This window comes from Nocardia aurantiaca (assembly GCF_009708175.1).
GTDB classification, from domain to species: Bacteria; Actinomycetota; Actinomycetes; order Mycobacteriales; family Mycobacteriaceae; genus Nocardia; species Nocardia aurantiaca.
Genome location: NZ_WMBB01000001.1, coordinates 636448 through 654753 on the forward strand (window position 1 = coordinate 636448; position 18306 = coordinate 654753).

Sequence of the window (18306 nt, forward strand, 5' to 3'; positions counted from 1 at the left end):
CTAGGAGGACACGAAGATCCATGTCCAAGATCAAGGTTGAAGGGACCGTCGTCGAGCTCGATGGCGACGAGATGACCCGGATCATCTGGCAGTTCATCAAGGACAAGCTGATCAACCCGTATCTCGATGTGAACCTCGAGTACTACGACCTCGGCATCGAGTACCGCGACAAGACCGATGATCAGGTCACCATCGACGCGGCGAACGCCATCAAGAAGCACGGCGTCGGCGTCAAGTGCGCGACGATCACCCCCGATGAGGCCCGTGTCAAGGAATTCGGGCTCAAGAAGATGTGGCGGTCGCCCAACGGCACCATCCGCAACATCCTGGGTGGCACCATCTTCCGCGCGCCGATCATCATCTCGAACGTTCCGCGACTGGTTCCGGGCTGGACCAAGCCGATCATCATCGGCCGCCACGCCTTCGGCGACCAGTACCGCGCCACCGATTTCAAGGTGCACCAGGCGGGTACCGTCACCCTGACCTTCACGCCCGAGGACGGCTCCGAGCCGATCCAGCACGAGGTCGTCCGTATGCCGGAAGACGGCGGCGTGATCATGGGCATGTACAACTTCCAGGACTCGATCCGGGACTTCGCGCGGGCCTCGCTGAACTATGGCCTGCAGCAGAACTATCCGGTGTACATGTCGACGAAGAACACCATCCTGAAGGCCTATGACGGCATGTTCAAGGACACCTTCCAGGAGATCTACGAGACCGAGTTCAAGGACGAGTTCGACGCGGCCGGTCTCACCTATGAGCACCGCCTCATCGACGACATGGTCGCCTCCGCGCTCAAGTGGGAGGGCGGCTACGTCTGGGCCTGCAAGAACTACGACGGCGACGTGCAGTCCGACACCGTGGCGCAGGGCTTCGGCTCGCTGGGTCTGATGACCTCCGTGCTGCTCACCCCGGACGGCCGCACCTGTGAGGCCGAGGCCGCGCACGGCACCGTGACCCGCCACTACCGCCAGCACCAGCAGGGCAAGCCCACCTCCACCAACCCGATCGCCTCGATCTTCGCGTGGACGCGCGGCCTGGCCCACCGCGGCAAGCTGGACAACACCCCCGAGGTGATCGGCTTCGCCCAGACCCTCGAGGACGTGGTCATCAAGACCGTCGAATCGGGCCAGATGACCAAGGACCTCGCGCTGCTGGTCGGCGGCGACCAGGGCTACCTGACCACCGAGGAGTTCCTCGGCGTGCTGGACGCCAACCTGGCTCGCGAGCTGCGCTGATCGCCCCCGACTCTCGGGCTTTCTCAGGGGCGAGTCCCTGAGACCCCCGGGGATTGGGTGCTCTCGGGACCTGAGATCCCAAGGGCGAGAAGTACTCAGGGGCATCCCTGAACCGGAGCGCATGCTCCACGCGCCGACCGACGTGAACAGCGCGAAGCGGTGACGATGGCGGCCGGGACCACAGTCCCGGCCAGAACATCCACCGCGCCACACGGGCACCTGCCGCCACCGGAACCGGTGAGCGGGCGGGTGCCCGAACTGTTCCGGGGGTCCGCGGCCATGAAATGGTCATGGTCGTCCGGGGATCATTCGATCACGAGCGCCGGGGGCGGCTTGGTGACCGCGCTCGAATTCGAATTGTTCGACGCGGTGCGCTTTTCGGCGGCCGGATGCTGTGGCCGGCGGAGCGGGCCGAAACTGTGCTCGCCGCATTCCGGGACGCGACGGCGGAGGCGGCCGAGAAGTTCAGCATCTGGCCGGCGCTCACGCGATTCCCGCCTTTCCCCGAGGTCCCCGAATTCTTGCGGGGGAAATCCATGGTCGCGATCGACGTGCTCGCACGAGGCGATGTAACCGGCCCGCTGCGCCGATTCGACGAGATTCCCCGCGTGGTTCTCGATAGCCCCGTCCCATGGACGCGACCGGAATCGGCGGCATCCGCATGGAGCCGGTCGATCCCGGTCCGGCTCTGGTGCGCGGTGAACTGCTCACCGAATTCTCCAGTGGGGTCGGCGATTCCTTGCTCGCAGCGTCGGCGCCGAATGGTTCGGTGTATCCGCCGGCGCTGGTGCGGATCCGGCATCCGGTGGCGAGCTGACCGGGCCTGCGGCGGATGCCGTTGCGGCGGGCGGCATTTCGGAGCGCTACCCGTTGTCCATGCTGGGCCCGGCCCCGTCGCCACAGCACGCCGCCGTGGTGGATCGCCGCGCCGCGATCGCCGCCGAGCTGTCCCGCTACTCGTCGGACCGGAAGCCGTTCACCTACCTGGATTCCGGTGACATTCTCGCCGACGCCTTGACCGCGACACTCTCGACAAACTGTGGGAGATCAAGCGCCGCAACGATCCTTAGGGGGTGCGTTCCGCGGTAACTTCCCGGTGGCCGCGCCGCTCACCGATGTGGACCGCGCCATTGTCGACACGCCGGCCCGACCCGGATGGTCGCCGTGGCCGTTCGCCGAGCGTGAGCGGACTCACGGCCGGGACGGGATGCGGGACGCCGGAGCCGGTGTTGCGCAACGTCATGGCGAATTCTGCACCGGGGACCGACGCGAACCTCGACGGTATCGACGCGCCGACGGCGGTGCCGGAGACACGGCGGTGGCCGGTGGCGGCCATGCTGGCGCTGGCGCTGGGCGGGTTCGGCATCGGCACCACCGAATTCGTCACCATGGGTTTGCTGCCGGACATCGCGTCCGCCATGCGGGTATCCGAACCGACCGCCGGGCACATGGTGTCCGCCTACGCTCTGGGCGTGGTCGTCGGTGCGCCGGTGATCGCGGCGGTGTGCGCCCGAGTGCCGCGCAAGCGACTGCTGATGGCCCTGATGGCGGCGTTCACACTGGGCAATGCGGCCAGCGTGGTGGCCCCGACCTTCGCGACGCTGACTGTGGCGCGCTTCGTCTCGGGCCTGCCGCACGGCGCGTACTTCGGTGTCGCCTCGCTGGCCGCGGCCTCACTGGCACCGGCGGGCCAGCGCGCCAAGGCGGTTGCCGCGATCATGCTGGGTCTGAGCGCCGCCAATGTCGTCGGCGTTCCCGCCGCGACCTGGCTGGGCCAGAATCTCGGCTGGCGGGACGCGTTCGTGGTGGTCGCCGTGATCGGTATCGCGACCGTGGCCGCCATCTCCGGTTTCGTGCCGGAGTTGCACGGCATCCGCATGACCGATCCCCGCACCGAACTGACCGCCCTGCGCCGCCCGCAGGTGCTGCTGACGCTGCTGGTCGGTGCGGTCGGCTTCGGCGGCATGTTCGCGGTCTACACCTACATCACCACCACCCTCACCGATGTGGCCGGTCTGCGGGCCGGCCTGGTTCCGTTGGTGCTCATGCTCTTCGGCCTCGGCATGGTCGCGGGCAATATCGCCGGCGGTGTGCTCGCCGATCGCGGCGTGGACCGCGCGGTGTTCGCGTCCCTGCTGGCCATGGTGGTGATTCTCGCCGGATACGTTGCGGCGGCACACAATCCGTACACGGCCGCCGTCGGCGCCTTCCTGGTGGGCGCATCCGGCGCGGCGCTGGCCCCGGCCCTGCAAACCCGCCTGATGGATGTCGCCCACGATGCCCAGACCCTCGCCGCCGCGCTCAACCACGCGGCCCTGAACATCGCCAATGCGGCGGGGGCATGGCTGGGCGGTCTGGTGATCGCGGCGGGTCTGGGCTACACCGCGCCGGCGGTGGTCGGGGCCGCTCTGGCGGTCGTCGGCACCGCGCTCTTCGCGGTGACGGTGCTCGTCGCCCGGTCGCGGCCGCACGCCCTCGCCTGAGAGTCCGGCGGGATCGCAGACCCGGTCGATGGGGGTCATCGGTCTGCTCATCGAGGGCCTCTCGGATCCCCGCGGTCGGTGATCGGACAACGCCCCGCAACGCGTCCGCAAGCCCCGGAAACGGCTGGGAAGACCTGATGGCCGGTAACCGGATATCCTGCAGCCTGATCGACGCCCGGCATCGCCGACATTCGGTTCTGCCGGGCGTCTTTTCGTGGTTTCGGGAGGGAATGATGTCAACCACCGATACGGTGCTCCGTTTGGATGCCGCCGAACCGGCTGCCGATCGGCCGCCGTTCGCCTGGAGAGGTGTGCTGGCCGTCTCCTTCGGATTCGCCGCCGTGCTCGGCATCGCCGCGGCCCGGTTCAACTTCTTCGGCGACGAGCTGTATTTCCTCGCGGCCGGACGGCGGCTCGCGCTCGCCTACCCGGACCAGGGGCCGCTCGCGCCGTTCGTCGCACACCTGTGCGACCTGGTGGCGCCGGGTTCGGTACTGGCACTGCGGATTCCCGCGCTGGCGCTGACGGCGGCCGCGGCGATCCTGGCGGCGGCCACCGCCCGGGAGGTCGGCGCGGGGTCGCGGTATCAGATCCTGGCCGCCGCGGCCTATGCCGTCTCGCCGCTGGCCTTCGATCAGTTGCAGCTGATCACACTGACTTTCGATATCCCGCTGCAGGCGCTGATCATCTTCCTGCTGATCCGCTGGGTGCGCACCCGCCAGGACTGGCTGCTGATCGCCGCGGGCGTGACCGCCGCGCTCGCCTTCCAGGCCAAGTGGATGGTGCCGGGCGTGTGGGCGCTGCTGGGCCTGGGCGTGCTGGTGGCCGGTCCGCGTGAAATGCTGCGCCGCCCAGCCCTTTACGCGGGCACGCTGATCCTCGCGGTCGCCATGATTCCCGGCATCGTGTGGCAGGTGCAGCACGGCTGGGTGGAATCCCAGATGACCGCGATCATCGCCCAGGAGCAGTACGCCGCGAACACCGGACCGCTGGTGTGCGCGCTGGAGATCGCCACCCAGTGCGGCCTGCTCGGCGGCCTGCTGAGCATTCTGGGCCTGTGGGGTCTGGTGCGGCAGGAAGCGTTGCGCCCGTATCGGTTCGCGATGGTGGCGGGCCTGGGGCTGCTGGCGGTGGTGCTCGTCGAGAACGGCCGCTCGTACTACATCGCGGGCTTCTGGCCGGCGCTGCTCGGCGCGGGTGCGTACGTGCTCGGCACGGTCGAGGCGCAACGCCGAGTGCGCGGGCTGGTCACCGGTCTGGCGGTGGCATCGGCGGTCATGTTCACCGTGGCGATGATCGTGCTGCCGGTGCCGAAGGGCTGGATCGCGAAGCCGATCACGGACCAGATGCAGTACTGGCAGCGGGAGTCGATGTCCGGTCCGGACGGCTACGCCACCTTCACCGCCGCGGTGCGGGACGCGGTGGCCGCGCTGCCGGAGTCCGAGCGCCGCGACGCCGCGGTGGTGGCGGCCTCGTATGTGCAGGCGAGCGCGCTGGAAGAGTTCGGCCGGGACTATCATCTGCCGCCGATGTACAGCCCCAACCGCGGGTTCGGTTACTTCGGTCCGCCGCCGGATTCCGCGCGCACGATCGTGTACCTCGCCGTCGACGGCGTGGGCGACAAGGACTTCCTGTCCCAGTTCGCCTCCACCACGCTGGTACAGCGGATCGACGACCCGAACGGCCTGCCCGGTCTGGAACGCCTGGTGACCGTCTACGTCTGCCGTGAGCCGCTGCATCCGTGGGCTCAGGTCTGGCCGGGCCTGATGACCCTCACCTTCCCGACCGGGATCTGAGATCTCCAATTCTCGCAGTGGTCGTCGAACGAACCCACCGCGAACAGGGCTGAGCTCGAGTTATCGGCCGAAAACAGCGCCCTCGAATCGGCGTCGCAGCTCCACCGTGGCGATGCGGGCCGGGCGTCGGTTCGCAATCCGGGCGCGAACATACACGATTGTATGTAAGTGTAAGATTTCCGCATGACCAGCTCCGCCGTCTCGAAACAGCCGCGCCGCACCCAGGAACAACGCAGCAGCGAGACCCGCACGCGACTGCTGGACGCCACGATCGAGTGCCTGGTCGAGTACGGCTACGCCGGAACCACGACGCCACGGGTGGCGGAGCGCGCGGGGGTGACCCGGGGTGCGCAGGTGCATCACTTCGGCTTCAAGAGTGAGTTGGTGGTGGCGGCGATCAGTCATCTGGCGCAACGGCGCACCGAGGCGGCGATGAAGGAGATCCGGCGGCTCCGCGCGGGCGACGATCCGATCGGCGCCGCCCTGGAGGCCATGTGGGAGCTGCATCAGGGCCCGCTGTTCATCGCGGCCATCGAATTGTGGGTGGCCAGCCGCACCGACCGGGTGCTCGCGGTCGAGATGGAGAAGGTCGAGCCGTTCGTGAACAACGCGGTGCTGCTGACCGTGGCCCAGCTGGTGCCGAATGAGCTGGACCGCAAGAACGTTCGCGATTTCGCCTACACCGCCATGGACACGCTGCGCGGAATCCTGGTGACCAACTTCATTTCTCCCGATCCCGAGCGGGCGCACCGGCGTTGGCTGCGGGCCTCGGCGCAGTTGCGCCTGGCGGCCGAGGCCCGGATGCCGGACTTCCGGATCGCGGATGAATAGCTGATCGATTCGCGCCGAAGGCCCTCGCCGCTGTCCGCGGTGGGGGCCTTCGGCGTTCGCGCGCGTGGGGCTACCGCATCGACGGCATGTGGGGTGCGCGGGGCCGAACTGCTGATCTTGTGCGTGAAGGAGAAGTCCCCGCTGCCCTCTTGTCTACTTACATACAGCTTTGTATGTTTGTTTCTGTTCCCCTATGTGAGGAGTTCGATGACGAACAAGGTCTACGTCGTCGGCGTCGGCATGACGAAGTTCGAGAAGCCGGGGCGGTGCAAGAACGAGGACGGCAGTGACTGGGACTACCCGGACATGGCCCGCGAGTCCGGGACCAAGGCCCTCGCTGATGCCGGGATCGACTACCGCGAGATCCAGCAGGCCTATGTCGGCTACGTCTACGGCGAGTCCACCTCCGGTCAGCGCGCGGTCTACGAACTGGGCATGACCGGCATCCCGGTGGTCAATGTCAACAACAACTGCTCCACCGGCTCGACCGCGCTCTACCTTGCGGCACAGGCGATTCGGGGCGGTCTGGCCGACTGCACGCTGGCACTGGGCTTCGAGAAGATGCAGCCCGGTTCGCTCGGCTCCACCTGGGACGATCGCGAACAGCCCATGGCGCGCCACATCATGGCGCTGGCCGAGATCTCCGAGGTGCTGTTCCCGGTGGCTCCGTGGATGTTCGGCGCGGCCGGGCGCGAGCACATGAAGAAGTACGGCACCACCGCCGAGCACTTCGCCAAGATCGGGTACAAGAATCACAAGCACTCGGTGAACAACCCGTATTCGCAGTTTCAGGACGAGTACACGCTCGAGGACATCCTGGCCTCGCGCATGATCTACGATCCGCTCACCAAGCTGCAGTGCTCGCCTACCTCCGACGGTTCGGGTGCGGTCATCCTGGCCTCGGAGGAGTTCGTGGACCGCCACGATCTGTCGCGGCAAGCGGTGGAGATCGTCGGCCAGGCCATGACCACCGACTTCCAGTCCACCTTCGACGGCAGCGCCAAGAACCTCATCGGTTACGACATGAATGTCCAAGCGGCCGAGAAGGTTTACGCACAGGCCGGGCTCGGACCCGAGGACTTCCAGGTCATCGAGCTGCACGACTGCTTCTCCGCCAACGAGCTGCTGCTGTACGAGGCGCTCGGGCTGGCGAAGGAGGGCGAGGCGGGGCACCTCATCGACTCCGGCGCGACCACCTACGGCGGCACCTGGGTCGTGAATCCCTCCGGCGGGCTCATCTCCAAGGGACACCCTTTGGGCGCAACGGGTTTGGCGCAGTGCAGCGAGCTCACCTGGCAGCTGCGCGGCGCCGCCGACAAGCGGCAGGTCGCCAACGTCACCGCCGCACTGCAACACAACATCGGGCTCGGCGGCGCGGCCGTCGTCACCGCCTACCAGCGCGCCGACCGCTGACCCTCGCCTTATTCATCCCCGATCCGCTGTCCCGGCACCCCGGGATGGCGGGGACCACACGAGGTATTCCCATGGGACACATCGAAGCTTCCAAAGACCTCAACGCGACCCCCGACGGCCTGTGGGCCGTGGTCTCCGACCCGCAGACCTGGGACAAGTGGTTCTCCATCCATGAGCGCTGGATGGAGGAGCCGCCGGCCGTGCTCGCGCCGGGCGCCACGCTGACCGCCAAGATCGTCATGCTGGGCATGGCCAACAAGATCGAGTGGGTGGTCGAGAGCGTCGAGACCCCGAACAAGCTGGTGCTCAGCGGTACCGGCATGGCGGGCGTGAAGGTCCAGTTCTCCTTCGACATCACCGCCGAGGGCGGCGGCAGCAGGTTCGCGGTGTCCGGTGATTTCGAGGGCGCGTTGATCAAGGGCGCGCTCGGCAAGGCGGTGGAGAAGGATGGTCTCACGCAGCTGGACAAGACGCTCGCCGCGCTCGACTCCCTCGCCACGACGGCCTAGCGGCACGGGGAGGAACGACATGGCTTCCACCGCTGTCGAATTCGACCGCGCTGGGCTGGACGTCTGGTCCGATGAGGAGACGTTCGAGGTCACGCGGGAACGGATCGCCGAATATGCCGCGGCCACCAACGATCCCATCGCCGCGCATCTGAAAGGTGATGTGGCGCCGCCTATCTTCGCCATCGTGCCGGTCTTCGAGGCCATGATGGTGCCGGTCATCGATGTGGCGCCGATGAACATCTTCGGGCGGGTGGTGCACGGGGAGCAGGACTTCCACTTCCACCGGCCGATTCGGCCCGGCGACACGCTGGTGTCGCGGGCCAAGGCCATCGGGTTCGAGGGCAAGGACAACGGGTCGACCATCACCATCCTCATCGAATGCCGTTCGGCGGATGGGGACCTGGTCAACGAGCAGTACCTGACCGCGTTCTTCCGCAATGTCGACGCGGGCGAGCGGGTCGGCGAGCAGGCTCCCACGCACCGGCTCGAGCCGGCGCTGCTGGAACAGGCTCCGCTGGCCACGGTGTCCGCGCACGTCGATGCCGACCAGACCTACCGGTACTCGCCGGCGTCCGGTGATCCGGTGCCGCTGCACCTCGATGATCAGGTCGCCAGGGATGCCGGGCTGCCCGGCATCATCGCGCACGGGCTGTGCACCATGGCCATGTCATCGTGGGGCGTGCTGACCATGGTGGCGGGCTCGGATGTGGCCCGGCTTCGACGGTACGCGGTGCGGTTCTCCAAGATGGTGTTCCCCGACGACGACCTCGAGACGCAGATCTGGAAGGCCGGCAGCGAGAACGGGGTCACCACGTACGCCTTCCGGACCGTTCGCGGCGAGGACACCGTACTCAGCGACGGCCTGGCCGAGATTGCCGACAACTCTTGATCTTTTGTGCCCGCCCGCTGTCGCCGGCGGACGGGGACCGATCCTTGTGGAGAAGGAGACATTTCATGGGTGCACTCGACGGGCGGGTCGCCATCATCACCGGGGCCGGACGCGGCATCGGCCGTGAGCACGCGCTGTTGTTCGCCCGGGAGGGCGCGGCGGTCGTGGTGAACGACCTCGGCGGCAGCAATGCCGGTGAGGGCATGGACACCGGGCCGGCGCACGAGGTCACGGCCGAGATCGTCGCCGCAGGGGGGCGCGCGATCGCCAACACCGACAACGTGGCCGACTGGCAGGGCGCGAAGAACCTGGTGGAGCAGGCTGTTTCGGAGTTCGGACGGCTCGATGTCGTGGTGAACAACGCGGGCATCCTGCGCGACGCCTTCGTGGCGGGCATGGACGAGTCGCAGTGGGACGCGGTGCTGGCGGTGCACCTGAAGGGGCACGCGGCGGTGCTGCGGCACGCGGCCGGGTACTGGAAGGAACAGTCCAAGGCGGGCAATCAGCCCAACGCCGCGGTGATCAATACCGCGTCGGCGTCGGGCACCACGATCCCCAATGCCGGGCAGGCGAATTACGGTGCGGCCAAGGCCGGTATCGCCGCGCTCACCCTGGTAGCCGCCGATGAGCTGGCCCGCTACGGCGTGCGCGTGAACGCCATCGCGCCGATCGCCCGCACCCGGCTCACCCTGGCCACCCCCGGCATGGGTGAGATGATGGCGGCGCAGCAGGCCGGTCTGGAAGAAGGCGAGTTCGATGCCTTCAGTCCGGCCAATATCTCCCCGCTGGTGGCGTATCTCGCCAGCGAGAAGTGCCCGATCACCGGCAAGGTGTTCGCGGTACAGGGCGGCGCGATCTCCGAACTGGCGGGCTGGCACGACGTGAAGACCATCGAGACCGAGGGCCCCTGGTCCATCGACGATATCGCCCGGCGACTGCCGTAATCAGAAAGGCGGACAACGATGTTCGAATGGTCCGAGACCGATGAGCTGGTCCGCGGCGCGGTGCGCGGCTTCATCGACAAGGAGGTGCGCCCGCATCTGGACGCCCTCGACAGCGGCGAGATGCTGCCGTATCCCATCATCCGGAAGCTGTTCGCCGAGTTCGGCATCGATGCGCTGGGCTCGGAGGCTGTCGCCAAACTGCTTGCCAGGCAACGGAAGCGGGAGGAGGCGCGCACCGCCGGGGAGCCGCTACCGGAGAAGAAGGACGCCCCGGCCGGCGACGGCGGGCCGTTCTCCGGGCAGGAATCGCTGATGGCGGTGCTGGTCAGCGAACTGTCCGGGGTATGCATGGGCCTTGTCACCGCCATGGGCGTCAGCATCGGTCTCGGGGCCACCACCATCCTGTCGCGCGGCACCCTGGCCCAGAAACAACGCTGGCTGGCCGACATCGTGACCATGAAGAAGGTCGCGGCGTGGGCGATCACGGAACCGGATTCGGGCTCGGACGCCTTCGGTGGCATGAAGACCTACGTCCGCCGAGACGGCGAGGACTACATCCTCAACGGCCAGAAGACCTTCATCACCAACGGCCCCTACGCCGACACCGTCATCGTCTACGCCAAGCTCGACGAGGGCGACGGCGCCGACAAGCGGGAACGCAGGGTGCTGACCTTCGTGCTCGACAAGGGCATGGAGGGCTTCACCCAGGGCAAGCCGTTCAAGAAGATGGGCCTGCACTCCTCACCCACGGGCGAATTGTTCTTCGACAATGTGCGATTGAGCCGCGACCGCCTGCTGGGTGAAACCGAGCGGCACGAGGGCGGCGACGGCCGCGAGAGCGCCCGTTCGAGTTTCACCGCCGAGCGCATCGGCGTGGCCTTCATGGCGCTGGGGATTGTCAACGAATGCCACCGGCTCTGTGTGGATTACGCCAAGACACGCAAGCTCTGGGGTCAGGAGATCGGCCGGTTCCAACTGGTTCAGCTCAAACTGGCCAGGATGGAGATCGCGCGAATCAACATCCAGAACATGGTCTTCCATGCCCTGGAACGTTCCCGCGCGGGCAAACCGCCCACCCTGGCCGAGGCGTCGGCGATGAAGCTCTACTGCTCCGAGACCGCCACCGAGGTTGCCATGGACGCCGTCCAGCTCTTCGGCGGCAACGGGTACATGTCCGAATACCACGTCGAACAGCTGGCCCGCGACGCCAAATCCCTCATGATCTACGCGGGCAGCAACGAAATCCAGGTGACCCACGTGGCCAAGGGATTGCTCGCCTACTAGGCGTGCGTGAAGGTCCGGGGCCGCCCAGTCGCCGGTGGCGGCCCCGGACGCGCACGCTCCGAACGGGTTCACGGGACGGAGACGGGGCGCAGGCAGCTCTCCAGCGGCAGGATGATGGAGCAGACGGGCTCGCCACCGAGCCCGTATTCGCCGAGTTCGGGTACGACGGAGGCGGTTACGGGTGGGCGGGGGTGGCTCGGACCGCGGTGATGACACAGGAGCCCGGGCTGGGGGAGCGGGTGAACTTCGACCCCGAGGCCGGAATGTTCGTCGCGTACGGACAGGACGCGGAGGCGCTGCGGCGGCTCGGCGCCCTACTGCGGGACGCGATGGCGGATCCGGCCGTATTGCGCAGGCTCATCGCCGCCGGAGATCCGGAGTGGTTCGACTGAGCGGCACCCGCTGATCACGGGATTCGATCGCGATCAGTGAGTGCCGCAGGGTTCGTCCGTCAGGGCTTGCGGGATAGGGCAGCGGAGATGAGCTGTTGCCAGACGCTGAGATCGTGGTGGTCGCCGCCGATGCGGGCCACGCCCTCGGCGGTGGGTTCCGGGCGCCAGAGCGAGCAGGGGACCAGACCGGGTTCGAGTATTTCGAGATCGCCGAAGAGAGCGAGGATCTCCTCGTCGGTGCGCCAGCGGCCGCGGCCGAAGGTGGACTGCAGTTTCTGCTCGGCGACCCGGGTCTCCTCGTTGAAGCCGGAGCGGAAATGGGAGATGTAGACCATGCTGCAGGAGGAGATCTGGTCGGCCCAGTAGCGGACCACCTGCTCGGGCTTCTCGTCATTGTTGAGGTGGTGCAGGATGGCGCTGAAGACCACGGCCACCGGCTGCGTGAAGTCGATGAGCCGCTCCACTTCCGGATGGTGTCGGATGGCTTCCGAATCGCGCAGGTCGGCCTGGATCACAGTGGTGTTCGCGTCGGTCTCCAGGATCGCGCGGCCGTGCGCCAGCACGATGGGGTCATTGTCGACGTAGACCACGTGCGGCTCGGACCGGTGCCGCTGCGCCACCTGGTGCACATTGGCGGCGGTGGGCAGGCCGCTGCCGATGTCGACGAACTGCTCGATACCGGCCCGCGACATCTCGCCGATGGCGCGGACAAGGCAATTGCGATTCGCGTACGCGATATCCACCGAACCGGGCAGGTCCTTGATGAAGAAGTCCCCGACCTCCCGGTCTGCGGCATAGTTGTCCTTGCCGCCCAGGAGATAGTCGTATACCCGAGCGATGCTGGGCTTGGACTGGTCGACCCGCGGTTGTTCCGTCATTCTCCACACCCTGTCGATCTGAAATTGGCCTCCGCGTCGCTCCCGGCGGGTTCGCGGCCAAGCGCGGGGAGGCGGAGCGAAGGTCTCGTTCTTCCCTGCCCGCGCTCCTCCGCCTCGCTCCCTGGCTTCGCTCGGTCCGGAACGAGCGCTCCATAGACCTGCGCTTGGGCCGCGAACCTGGCGACGCGGATCAGTCGTAATCCTATGCACATGAACGAGTTCCGGTGCACGGTTCCAGGTAAAGAAGCCGGGTGTGCCAGGGAGTGTGGGCGATTCGGGAATAGTCAGACGGCCCGCAGGTGGGTGCGGCTGGCGTAGACGTGCTCGGCGATGAGGGTCGCGATGCGGTCGGGCGCCTCGAGCATGGGAACGTGACCGACGCCGTGGACGAGGATGCGGTCCGCCGACTCCGGCAGCTCATCCAGGAAACGCCGGGCGTACAAGCGATTCGGGATGATCCGGTCATGCTCGCACATGAGCAGCCGCACAGGCGTGCGCAGCGTGGCCAGATGCTCGAGCGCGGGGAATCGCAGGCCGCTCACCAGCATCGGAAGTGTGGCTCTGCAGTGCATGGCCGAGGTGATGGCGGCCTCGATGGCCGCCCGCGAGGCCGCTTCGGTGTTCTTGGCGAGCAGCAGCGCCACCGCCTGTCGCACGAGTCCGCTGTAGGCGATGGCGGCCGGCAGACGCTTGCCGATCTCCAGGAACGGCACCAGCGACAGGAACTTCAATCCCACCCGGAGTTGCAGCGCGGAGGGGTTTTGCCAGCCGCCCGCCGGTGCGATAGCGGTGAGGGTGCGGGCCCGGCCCCGGCGGGCCAGTTCGAAGCCCACCCAGCCGCCGAGCGAATTGCCCGCGATATGGCAAGTGCGCCAGCCGATCTCGTCGAGCTGGTCCTCCACCCGGTCGGCAAGGGCACTGACATCGAGGTACCAGCCCTCGAGATCGGGGCCGCCCCAGTGCCCGGTGAAGGCCGGAGCGAACACTTCGCAATGGCTCGACATGCGTTGTGCCACCTGCTCCCAGCAATGCGGGGACATCATGAATCCGTGCAGCAGGAGCAGTGGTTCACCGGAGCCGGTGTGGAGCGCGCGGATGGGCGCGGGCGGGGCGGTGGGCCTGGTGGTGCCTGACGTCATCGTCGTCACCCCTTCCTGGACCTCGATGTCCGTGAAGAGAGTCGGTAAGCCGCATTGTACGGTCGTGAAGTGGCGAAAATCATCAGTACGTGCAACGTGAACGGGGTGCGCGCCGCGGCGGGCAAGGGACTGCTCGAGTGGCTGGCGGCTACCGAGGCCGATATCGTCTGTCTGCAGGAGACTCGGGCGACCGATGAGCAAACGCGTAGCGCGTTGGCGCCCGCGCTGGACGCCGGATGGTTTCTCAGCCATGCCGAGCCGGGTCTGAAAGGCCGTGCGGGCGTGGCCATCCTGTCCCGGCACCAGCCCGATGCGGTCCGGGTCGGAGTGGGCCTGTTCCAGGACGGAACCTGGACTCCCGTCGCGGAATTCGCCACGCTGGGCCGCTATGTCGAGGCCGATTTCGACGATCTCACCATCGCCAGCGTCTACGTCCACACCGGCGAGGCCGACACACCGTTGCAGGACGAGAAGTACCGATTCCTGGACGCCATCGGCGCGCGGATGCTGGCTCACGACGGTCAGTTCGTGATCATGGGTGACTGGAATGTCGCCCATACCGAGCTCGATATCAAGAACTGGAAGGGCAACGTCAAGAACGCCGGCTTCCTGCCGCGGGAACGGGCGTGGGTGTCGTCCATGCTGGCCGCCGGCTACGCGGACGTGGTGCGCGATGTGCACCCGGGCGTGCCGGGCCCCTACAGCTGGCACTCCTACCGTGGCCGCGCCTTCGATAATGACGCGGGATGGCGCATCGATTACCAGTTGGCGCGCGGCGAGATCGCCACCCGCGCCAAGCAGGCCGTCGTGGAGAAGGCCGCGACCTATGCCGAACGCTGGTCCGATCACGCGCCCGTGACGGTGCAGTACCGATGAAGCAGCCGACCAGGAAGACGAGCGCCTGGCTGACGCTGGGCGTGGCCGTGCTGCTGCTGATCGTCGCCATCGTCGCCAATCGCATCAACGACCATCCCCGCGACACCGGCAGCGCCAAACCCGTTGCCACCTCGACGGTCCGGACGACCGTCAAGCCTGGCGGCGCCACACCGGCCCCCGGCATCGTCAACCAATCCGCGCCGCCGTCCAAGGTCGCCGGCGTGCCCGACCGCGCGTACCAGACGCTGGTGGAGATCGACGCCGGGCGCTGGCCGGGTTCGGCCGATGCCCCGGGCACGCACGGCGGAGACACCTGGAACAACCGGGACGGCACGCTGCCCCGGAAGGACGCTTCCGGCAAGGCCATCACCTATCAGGAATGGGATGTCAATCCCAAGCAGCCTGGCCAGACCCGCGATGCCGAGCGCATCGTCACCGGCAGCGACGGGTCGGCGTATTACACGGGGGACCACTACAAAACCTTCACGAGGATGCGCTGAATGCCCGAGCCGATGCCGCTGTCGCAGTTCCTCTCCGCTCCCGCCGACGATGTCACCGAGCGCCGGGCGCCCGCCCCGGTGCTCGGTGTGCTGCCGATCGGCGCGGCCGAATTCTCCGGTGTCCGATACCGGATTCCGGACGGCTATCTCGCCCGTGAGGTACGCGGCCGCAAGATGCGCACGGTCGCCGAGGTTTTCGACGAGTTCGCCGCGGCCTTCCAATTCCCCTACTATTTCGGGGAGAACAAGGACGCCTTCGACGAATGCCTGCGCGATCTCGACGAATTCGTCGGCGCCGCAATGGGGTACGTGGTCGTGGTCCGCAATGCGGCGCTCATGCTCGATCGACAGCCGGACGAACGGGCCTGGTTCGCCGAGGCCGTGGCCGATGCCGCGGCCAGCTGGGACAGACGCGGCATTCCCTTCCGGGTGGTGCTCCAGGACGCCGCGCCGCCCGGATTGCCGGTGGTGCTCCTGTGTTTGGACCCCGAAGCCGAGAATCCTTGATTCACCGGAGTTTCCACCCCAGTTAACCTGCGGTCGAACAAAACTGTCCTGGACGCTGCAATGGTTCCGCTATGCGATCGCGGTAGACGCGATCCGGATAGACCTGGAGGTTCCATGCCCGCCTCGGCCCGCCCTCGCTTCGGCCGACGAAGCCGCGCCGCCGCCGCGTTCGCCGCGCTGGTCGCGCTGAGCGCCACCTCATGTTCGTCGTCGTCCGACAAGGTCGCCGCGGACACCGACACCACGACCCCGATCAAGCACGTGGTGGTGATCTTCCAGGAGAACGTCTCCTTCGACCACTACTTCGGCACCTACCCGACCGCCGCCAACACCGACGGCACCACGTTCACGGCCCTGCCGAACACGCCGAAGATCGACGGCCTCACGCCGGACCTGCTCACCAAGAACCCCAACAAGGCCCAGCCCGTCCGCCTCGGCGGTCCGAACCAGCAGGTCACGTGCGACCAGGACCACGAGTACAAGGACGAACAGCTCGCCCTCGACGGCGGCAAGATGGACCAGTTCGTCGAGCACACCAACGTGTCCGAGGGCAAGTCCTGCAAGGCGCCGGTCTACGGCCCGCCGAGCCTGGTCATGGGCTACTACGACGGTAACTCGGTGACCGCGCTGTGGAACTACGCCCAGCACTACGCCATGAGCGACAACTCCTGGACCACCACCTTCGGCCCGTCCACCGTGGGCGCGCTGAACCTGGTCGCGGGCCAGACCCACGGCGTCACCAAGATGGAGCCGCCGAAGCCCGGCCAGCCCTTCCCCGCGGATACCGTGCTGGAGAACGCCGGCAATGGCCAGGGCACCGTGGTCGGCGACCCGCAGCCCTACGGTGACGACTGCTCCAACCGCGACACCGTCCAGATGTCGGGCACCACCATCGGCGATCTGCTCACCAAGAAGGGCGTCAGCTGGGGCTTCTTCCAGGGTGGCTTCAAGCCCACGGACACCAAGGACGGCAAGGCCGTCTGCGGCGCCACCCACAATGTCGGTGCGGCGCTGGGCGGTACCGGCAAGACCGGTGACAAGGCGTGGGATACCAAGGGCGACTACATCCCCCACCACGAGCCGTTCCAGTACTACCCGTCGACGGCCAACCCGCACCATCTGCCGCCGACCTCGGTCGACAAGATCGGCCACGATGATCAGGCCAACCACCAGTACGACCTGACCGACTTCTGGGCCGCCGCCGACAAGGGCAACATGCCCGCCGTCAGCTATCTGAAGGCCCCCGGCTACCAGGACGGACACGCCGCCTACTCCGATCCGCTGGACGAGCAGCAGTTCCTGGTCGAAACCATCAACCACCTGCAGAAGCTGCCGGAGTGGAAGGACACGGCGGTCGTCATCGCCTACGACGACTCCGACGGCTGGTACGACCACACCGCACCGAAGCTGGTCATGAACTCCGCCTCCGAGCAGGACGGCTACACCGGCCCCGGCGTCTGCGGTGACGCCAAGGCGAATCCGGCCAAGTACCAGGGCCGTTGCGGCTACGGCCAGCGTGTTCCGCTGCTGGTCGTCTCGCCCTACTCGAAGGCGAACTTCGTCGACCACAGCGTCACCGACCAGGCCTCGGTCCTGAAGTTCATCGAGGACAATTGGAAGACCGGTCGTATCGGCGACGACTCCTTCGACGAGAAGGCCGGCCCGCTGGACGCCATGTTCGACTTCAAGGCCGCCGCGCAGCCCGCGCTGCGGCTCGACCCGAAGACCGGCGCCGCGAGCTGATCGCGCTCTCGTCGACCGCCCGGCCTTTCCCGTGGAAAAGGCCGGGCGGTTTCGTATGCGGGCGCCCCGGAGAACTACAAGGCCGACTTGTCGAAAACCTCGGTGCTGGAATGGATGCCGCGGGCCACTACCGATCGGCTACGCCGCGAACCCCACCGCTTCCCCCGCGCCGCGTTGCCGGACCGGGATCGAGACGCGGCTCAACGGCGGATCTTCCGAGCCAGATCCTCGCCCAGCAGCACGAAAACGTCGGTCGTCGCGTCGATGAGCTCATCGCGGGTCATGGGCAGGTCGCCCTGGAGCCAGGCGGCGAGGGTCTGGACCAGGCCGCCGACCAGGTAGGTTGCCCGGAAACCGATCACGGGTTCCGGGTCGCCCTCGGTGAGTCCGTAGAAGTCGATGCCCTCGGCGGCCACGATATTCGCGAACGCGTTGATCGTATGCGTTGTGCGGGTGCGCAATTCGGGGGTGGCGGAGCTGACCACCAGGGCCACCCGGGCCTTGCGCGGATCGTCGGTGAGGACATGGATGCCCGCGGTGATGGCGGCGTGGGCCTTGGCGCGCGGGTCGTCGGGGGCGGTGTGCAGTCCGCTGAGCAGGGCGGCGGCCAGCTCCTCGGCGATGGTGTCGAACAGCGCCGACAACACGGCGTCGCGGCCGTCGAAGTTCTCGTAGTAGTAGCGCTCGTTGAGGGCGGCGCCGGTGCACAGCGCTGAGACGGTGAGCTTGTCGATGCCCTGGGTGCCGAGGATGTCGAGGGCGGCGTCCAGGAGGGCAGCGCGACGCTGGGCGCGGCGTTCGTCCGCGGAGATGCCACCGTAGGTCCGTTGCCCGGTCACGAATCGATTCTGGCACGGCCGCGATTCTGGAAGAAGCTCTTGCCA

The 18306-nt window shown here is 67.3% G+C and carries 18 protein-coding genes; 15 read left to right on the forward strand and 3 right to left on the reverse strand.

Translation table 11 applies throughout. From position 1 onward, the window contains the following. Positions 1-20 precede the first annotated feature (20 nt). From GLP40_RS02635 to GLP40_RS34695, 11 genes are all read left to right on the forward strand, one after another. Positions 21-1238 carry an NADP-dependent isocitrate dehydrogenase gene (locus tag GLP40_RS02635; protein WP_154786147.1) on the forward strand — a complete coding sequence of 406 codons (1218 nt, stop codon included), beginning with the start codon at positions 21-23 and terminating at the stop codon, positions 1236-1238. A 631-nt stretch (positions 1239-1869) separates the two neighbouring features. After that, the gene (locus GLP40_RS02640; RefSeq protein WP_154786148.1) at positions 1870-2055 is read left to right on the forward strand and encodes a hypothetical protein; all 186 of its coding nucleotides are present in this window, start codon (positions 1870-1872) and stop codon (positions 2053-2055) included. Positions 2056-2572: 517 nt separating this feature from the next. Further along, on the forward strand, positions 2573-3721 hold the full coding sequence (locus GLP40_RS02645) for an MFS transporter (RefSeq protein ID WP_154786383.1): 1149 nt from the start codon (positions 2573-2575) through the stop codon (positions 3719-3721). A 233-nt stretch (positions 3722-3954) separates the two neighbouring features. Then, complete coding sequence (locus GLP40_RS02650; RefSeq protein ID WP_196054498.1) at positions 3955-5517, forward strand: ArnT family glycosyltransferase; 1563 nt, start codon at positions 3955-3957, stop codon at positions 5515-5517. Between the two features lie 183 nt (positions 5518-5700). Then, complete coding sequence (locus GLP40_RS02655) at positions 5701-6348, forward strand: TetR/AcrR family transcriptional regulator (RefSeq protein ID WP_154786150.1); 648 nt, start codon at positions 5701-5703, stop codon at positions 6346-6348. A 207-nt stretch (positions 6349-6555) separates the two neighbouring features. Then, positions 6556-7761: a lipid-transfer protein gene (locus GLP40_RS02660; protein WP_154786151.1), complete on the forward strand. Its 1206-nt coding sequence runs from the start codon at positions 6556-6558 to the stop codon at positions 7759-7761. Positions 7762-7832: 71 nt separating this feature from the next. Continuing rightward, positions 7833-8270, forward strand: a complete 438-nt coding sequence (locus tag GLP40_RS02665) for a type II toxin-antitoxin system Rv0910 family toxin (protein ID WP_154786152.1) — start codon at positions 7833-7835, stop codon at positions 8268-8270. A gap of 19 nt (positions 8271-8289) precedes the next feature. Then, positions 8290-9159, forward strand: a complete 870-nt coding sequence (locus GLP40_RS02670) for a MaoC/PaaZ C-terminal domain-containing protein (protein WP_154786153.1) — start codon at positions 8290-8292, stop codon at positions 9157-9159. A gap of 65 nt (positions 9160-9224) precedes the next feature. Continuing rightward, entirely contained in the window at positions 9225-10103 is an 879-nt protein-coding gene (locus GLP40_RS02675) for an SDR family oxidoreductase (RefSeq protein WP_154786154.1), read from the forward strand. Between the two features lie 18 nt (positions 10104-10121). After that, entirely contained in the window at positions 10122-11387 is a 1266-nt protein-coding gene (locus tag GLP40_RS02680) for an acyl-CoA dehydrogenase family protein (RefSeq protein WP_154786155.1), read from the forward strand. A gap of 2 nt (positions 11388-11389) precedes the next feature. Beyond that, the gene (locus GLP40_RS34695; RefSeq protein ID WP_328289588.1) at positions 11390-11779 is read left to right on the forward strand and encodes an Imm51 family immunity protein; all 390 of its coding nucleotides are present in this window, start codon (positions 11390-11392) and stop codon (positions 11777-11779) included. A 59-nt stretch (positions 11780-11838) separates the two neighbouring features. Here the strand turns inward: GLP40_RS34695 and GLP40_RS02690 are convergent, their stop codons facing one another. Further along, positions 11839-12657 (reverse strand): SAM-dependent methyltransferase, encoded by an 819-nt coding sequence (locus GLP40_RS02690; RefSeq protein ID WP_154786156.1) that lies wholly within the window; start codon positions 12655-12657, stop codon positions 11839-11841. 284 nt (positions 12658-12941) lie between these two features. Then, complete coding sequence (locus GLP40_RS02695) at positions 12942-13796, reverse strand: alpha/beta fold hydrolase (protein WP_154786157.1); 855 nt, start codon at positions 13794-13796, stop codon at positions 12942-12944. 69 nt (positions 13797-13865) lie between these two features. Between GLP40_RS02695 and GLP40_RS02700 the strand changes: the two genes are divergently transcribed. From GLP40_RS02700 to GLP40_RS02715, 4 genes are all read left to right on the forward strand, one after another. Beyond that, positions 13866-14672, forward strand: coding sequence for an exodeoxyribonuclease III (locus GLP40_RS02700; protein WP_328289589.1), 807 nt, complete (start codon positions 13866-13868; stop codon positions 14670-14672). Beyond that, positions 14669-15172: a ribonuclease domain-containing protein gene (locus GLP40_RS02705; RefSeq protein WP_154786159.1), complete on the forward strand. Its 504-nt coding sequence runs from the start codon at positions 14669-14671 to the stop codon at positions 15170-15172. The genes GLP40_RS02700 and GLP40_RS02705 overlap by 4 nt, the downstream gene beginning before the upstream one ends. Continuing rightward, positions 15173-15679, forward strand: a complete 507-nt coding sequence (locus tag GLP40_RS02710) for a barstar family protein (RefSeq protein WP_154786160.1) — start codon at positions 15173-15175, stop codon at positions 15677-15679. A gap of 114 nt (positions 15680-15793) precedes the next feature. Further along, on the forward strand, positions 15794-17422 hold the full coding sequence (locus GLP40_RS02715) for a phospholipase C (protein ID WP_154786161.1): 1629 nt from the start codon (positions 15794-15796) through the stop codon (positions 17420-17422). Between the two features lie 200 nt (positions 17423-17622). Here GLP40_RS02715 and GLP40_RS02720 read toward each other — a convergent pair whose 3' ends face one another. Next, positions 17623-18261 (reverse strand): TetR/AcrR family transcriptional regulator, encoded by a 639-nt coding sequence (locus tag GLP40_RS02720; protein ID WP_230329154.1) that lies wholly within the window; start codon positions 18259-18261, stop codon positions 17623-17625. Between the last annotated feature and the right edge of the window lie 45 nt (positions 18262-18306).

What these genes read in the sequence shown, in the direction of transcription:
- GLP40_RS02635 (WP_154786147.1), top strand. Translation starts at nt 21, where the DNA reads ATGTCCAAGATCAAGGTTGAAGGGACCGTCGTCGAGCTCGATGGCGAC.
- GLP40_RS02640 (WP_154786148.1), top strand. Translation starts at nt 1,870, where the DNA reads ATGGACGCGACCGGAATCGGCGGCATCCGCATGGAGCCGGTCGATCCC.
- GLP40_RS02645 (WP_154786383.1), top strand. Translation starts at nt 2,573, where the DNA reads ATGCTGGCGCTGGCGCTGGGCGGGTTCGGCATCGGCACCACCGAATTC.
- GLP40_RS02650 (WP_196054498.1), top strand. Translation starts at nt 3,955, where the DNA reads ATGTCAACCACCGATACGGTGCTCCGTTTGGATGCCGCCGAACCGGCT.
- GLP40_RS02655 (WP_154786150.1), top strand. Translation starts at nt 5,701, where the DNA reads ATGACCAGCTCCGCCGTCTCGAAACAGCCGCGCCGCACCCAGGAACAA.
- GLP40_RS02660 (WP_154786151.1), top strand. Translation starts at nt 6,556, where the DNA reads ATGACGAACAAGGTCTACGTCGTCGGCGTCGGCATGACGAAGTTCGAG.
- GLP40_RS02665 (WP_154786152.1), top strand. Translation starts at nt 7,833, where the DNA reads ATGGGACACATCGAAGCTTCCAAAGACCTCAACGCGACCCCCGACGGC.
- GLP40_RS02670 (WP_154786153.1), top strand. Translation starts at nt 8,290, where the DNA reads ATGGCTTCCACCGCTGTCGAATTCGACCGCGCTGGGCTGGACGTCTGG.
- GLP40_RS02675 (WP_154786154.1), top strand. Translation starts at nt 9,225, where the DNA reads ATGGGTGCACTCGACGGGCGGGTCGCCATCATCACCGGGGCCGGACGC.
- GLP40_RS02680 (WP_154786155.1), top strand. Translation starts at nt 10,122, where the DNA reads ATGTTCGAATGGTCCGAGACCGATGAGCTGGTCCGCGGCGCGGTGCGC.
- GLP40_RS02690 (WP_154786156.1), bottom strand. Translation starts at nt 12,657, where the DNA reads ATGACGGAACAACCGCGGGTCGACCAGTCCAAGCCCAGCATCGCTCGG.
- GLP40_RS02695 (WP_154786157.1), bottom strand. Translation starts at nt 13,796, where the DNA reads ATGACGTCAGGCACCACCAGGCCCACCGCCCCGCCCGCGCCCATCCGC.
- GLP40_RS02705 (WP_154786159.1), top strand. Translation starts at nt 14,669, where the DNA reads ATGAAGCAGCCGACCAGGAAGACGAGCGCCTGGCTGACGCTGGGCGTG.
- GLP40_RS02710 (WP_154786160.1), top strand. Translation starts at nt 15,173, where the DNA reads ATGCCCGAGCCGATGCCGCTGTCGCAGTTCCTCTCCGCTCCCGCCGAC.
- GLP40_RS02715 (WP_154786161.1), top strand. Translation starts at nt 15,794, where the DNA reads ATGCCCGCCTCGGCCCGCCCTCGCTTCGGCCGACGAAGCCGCGCCGCC.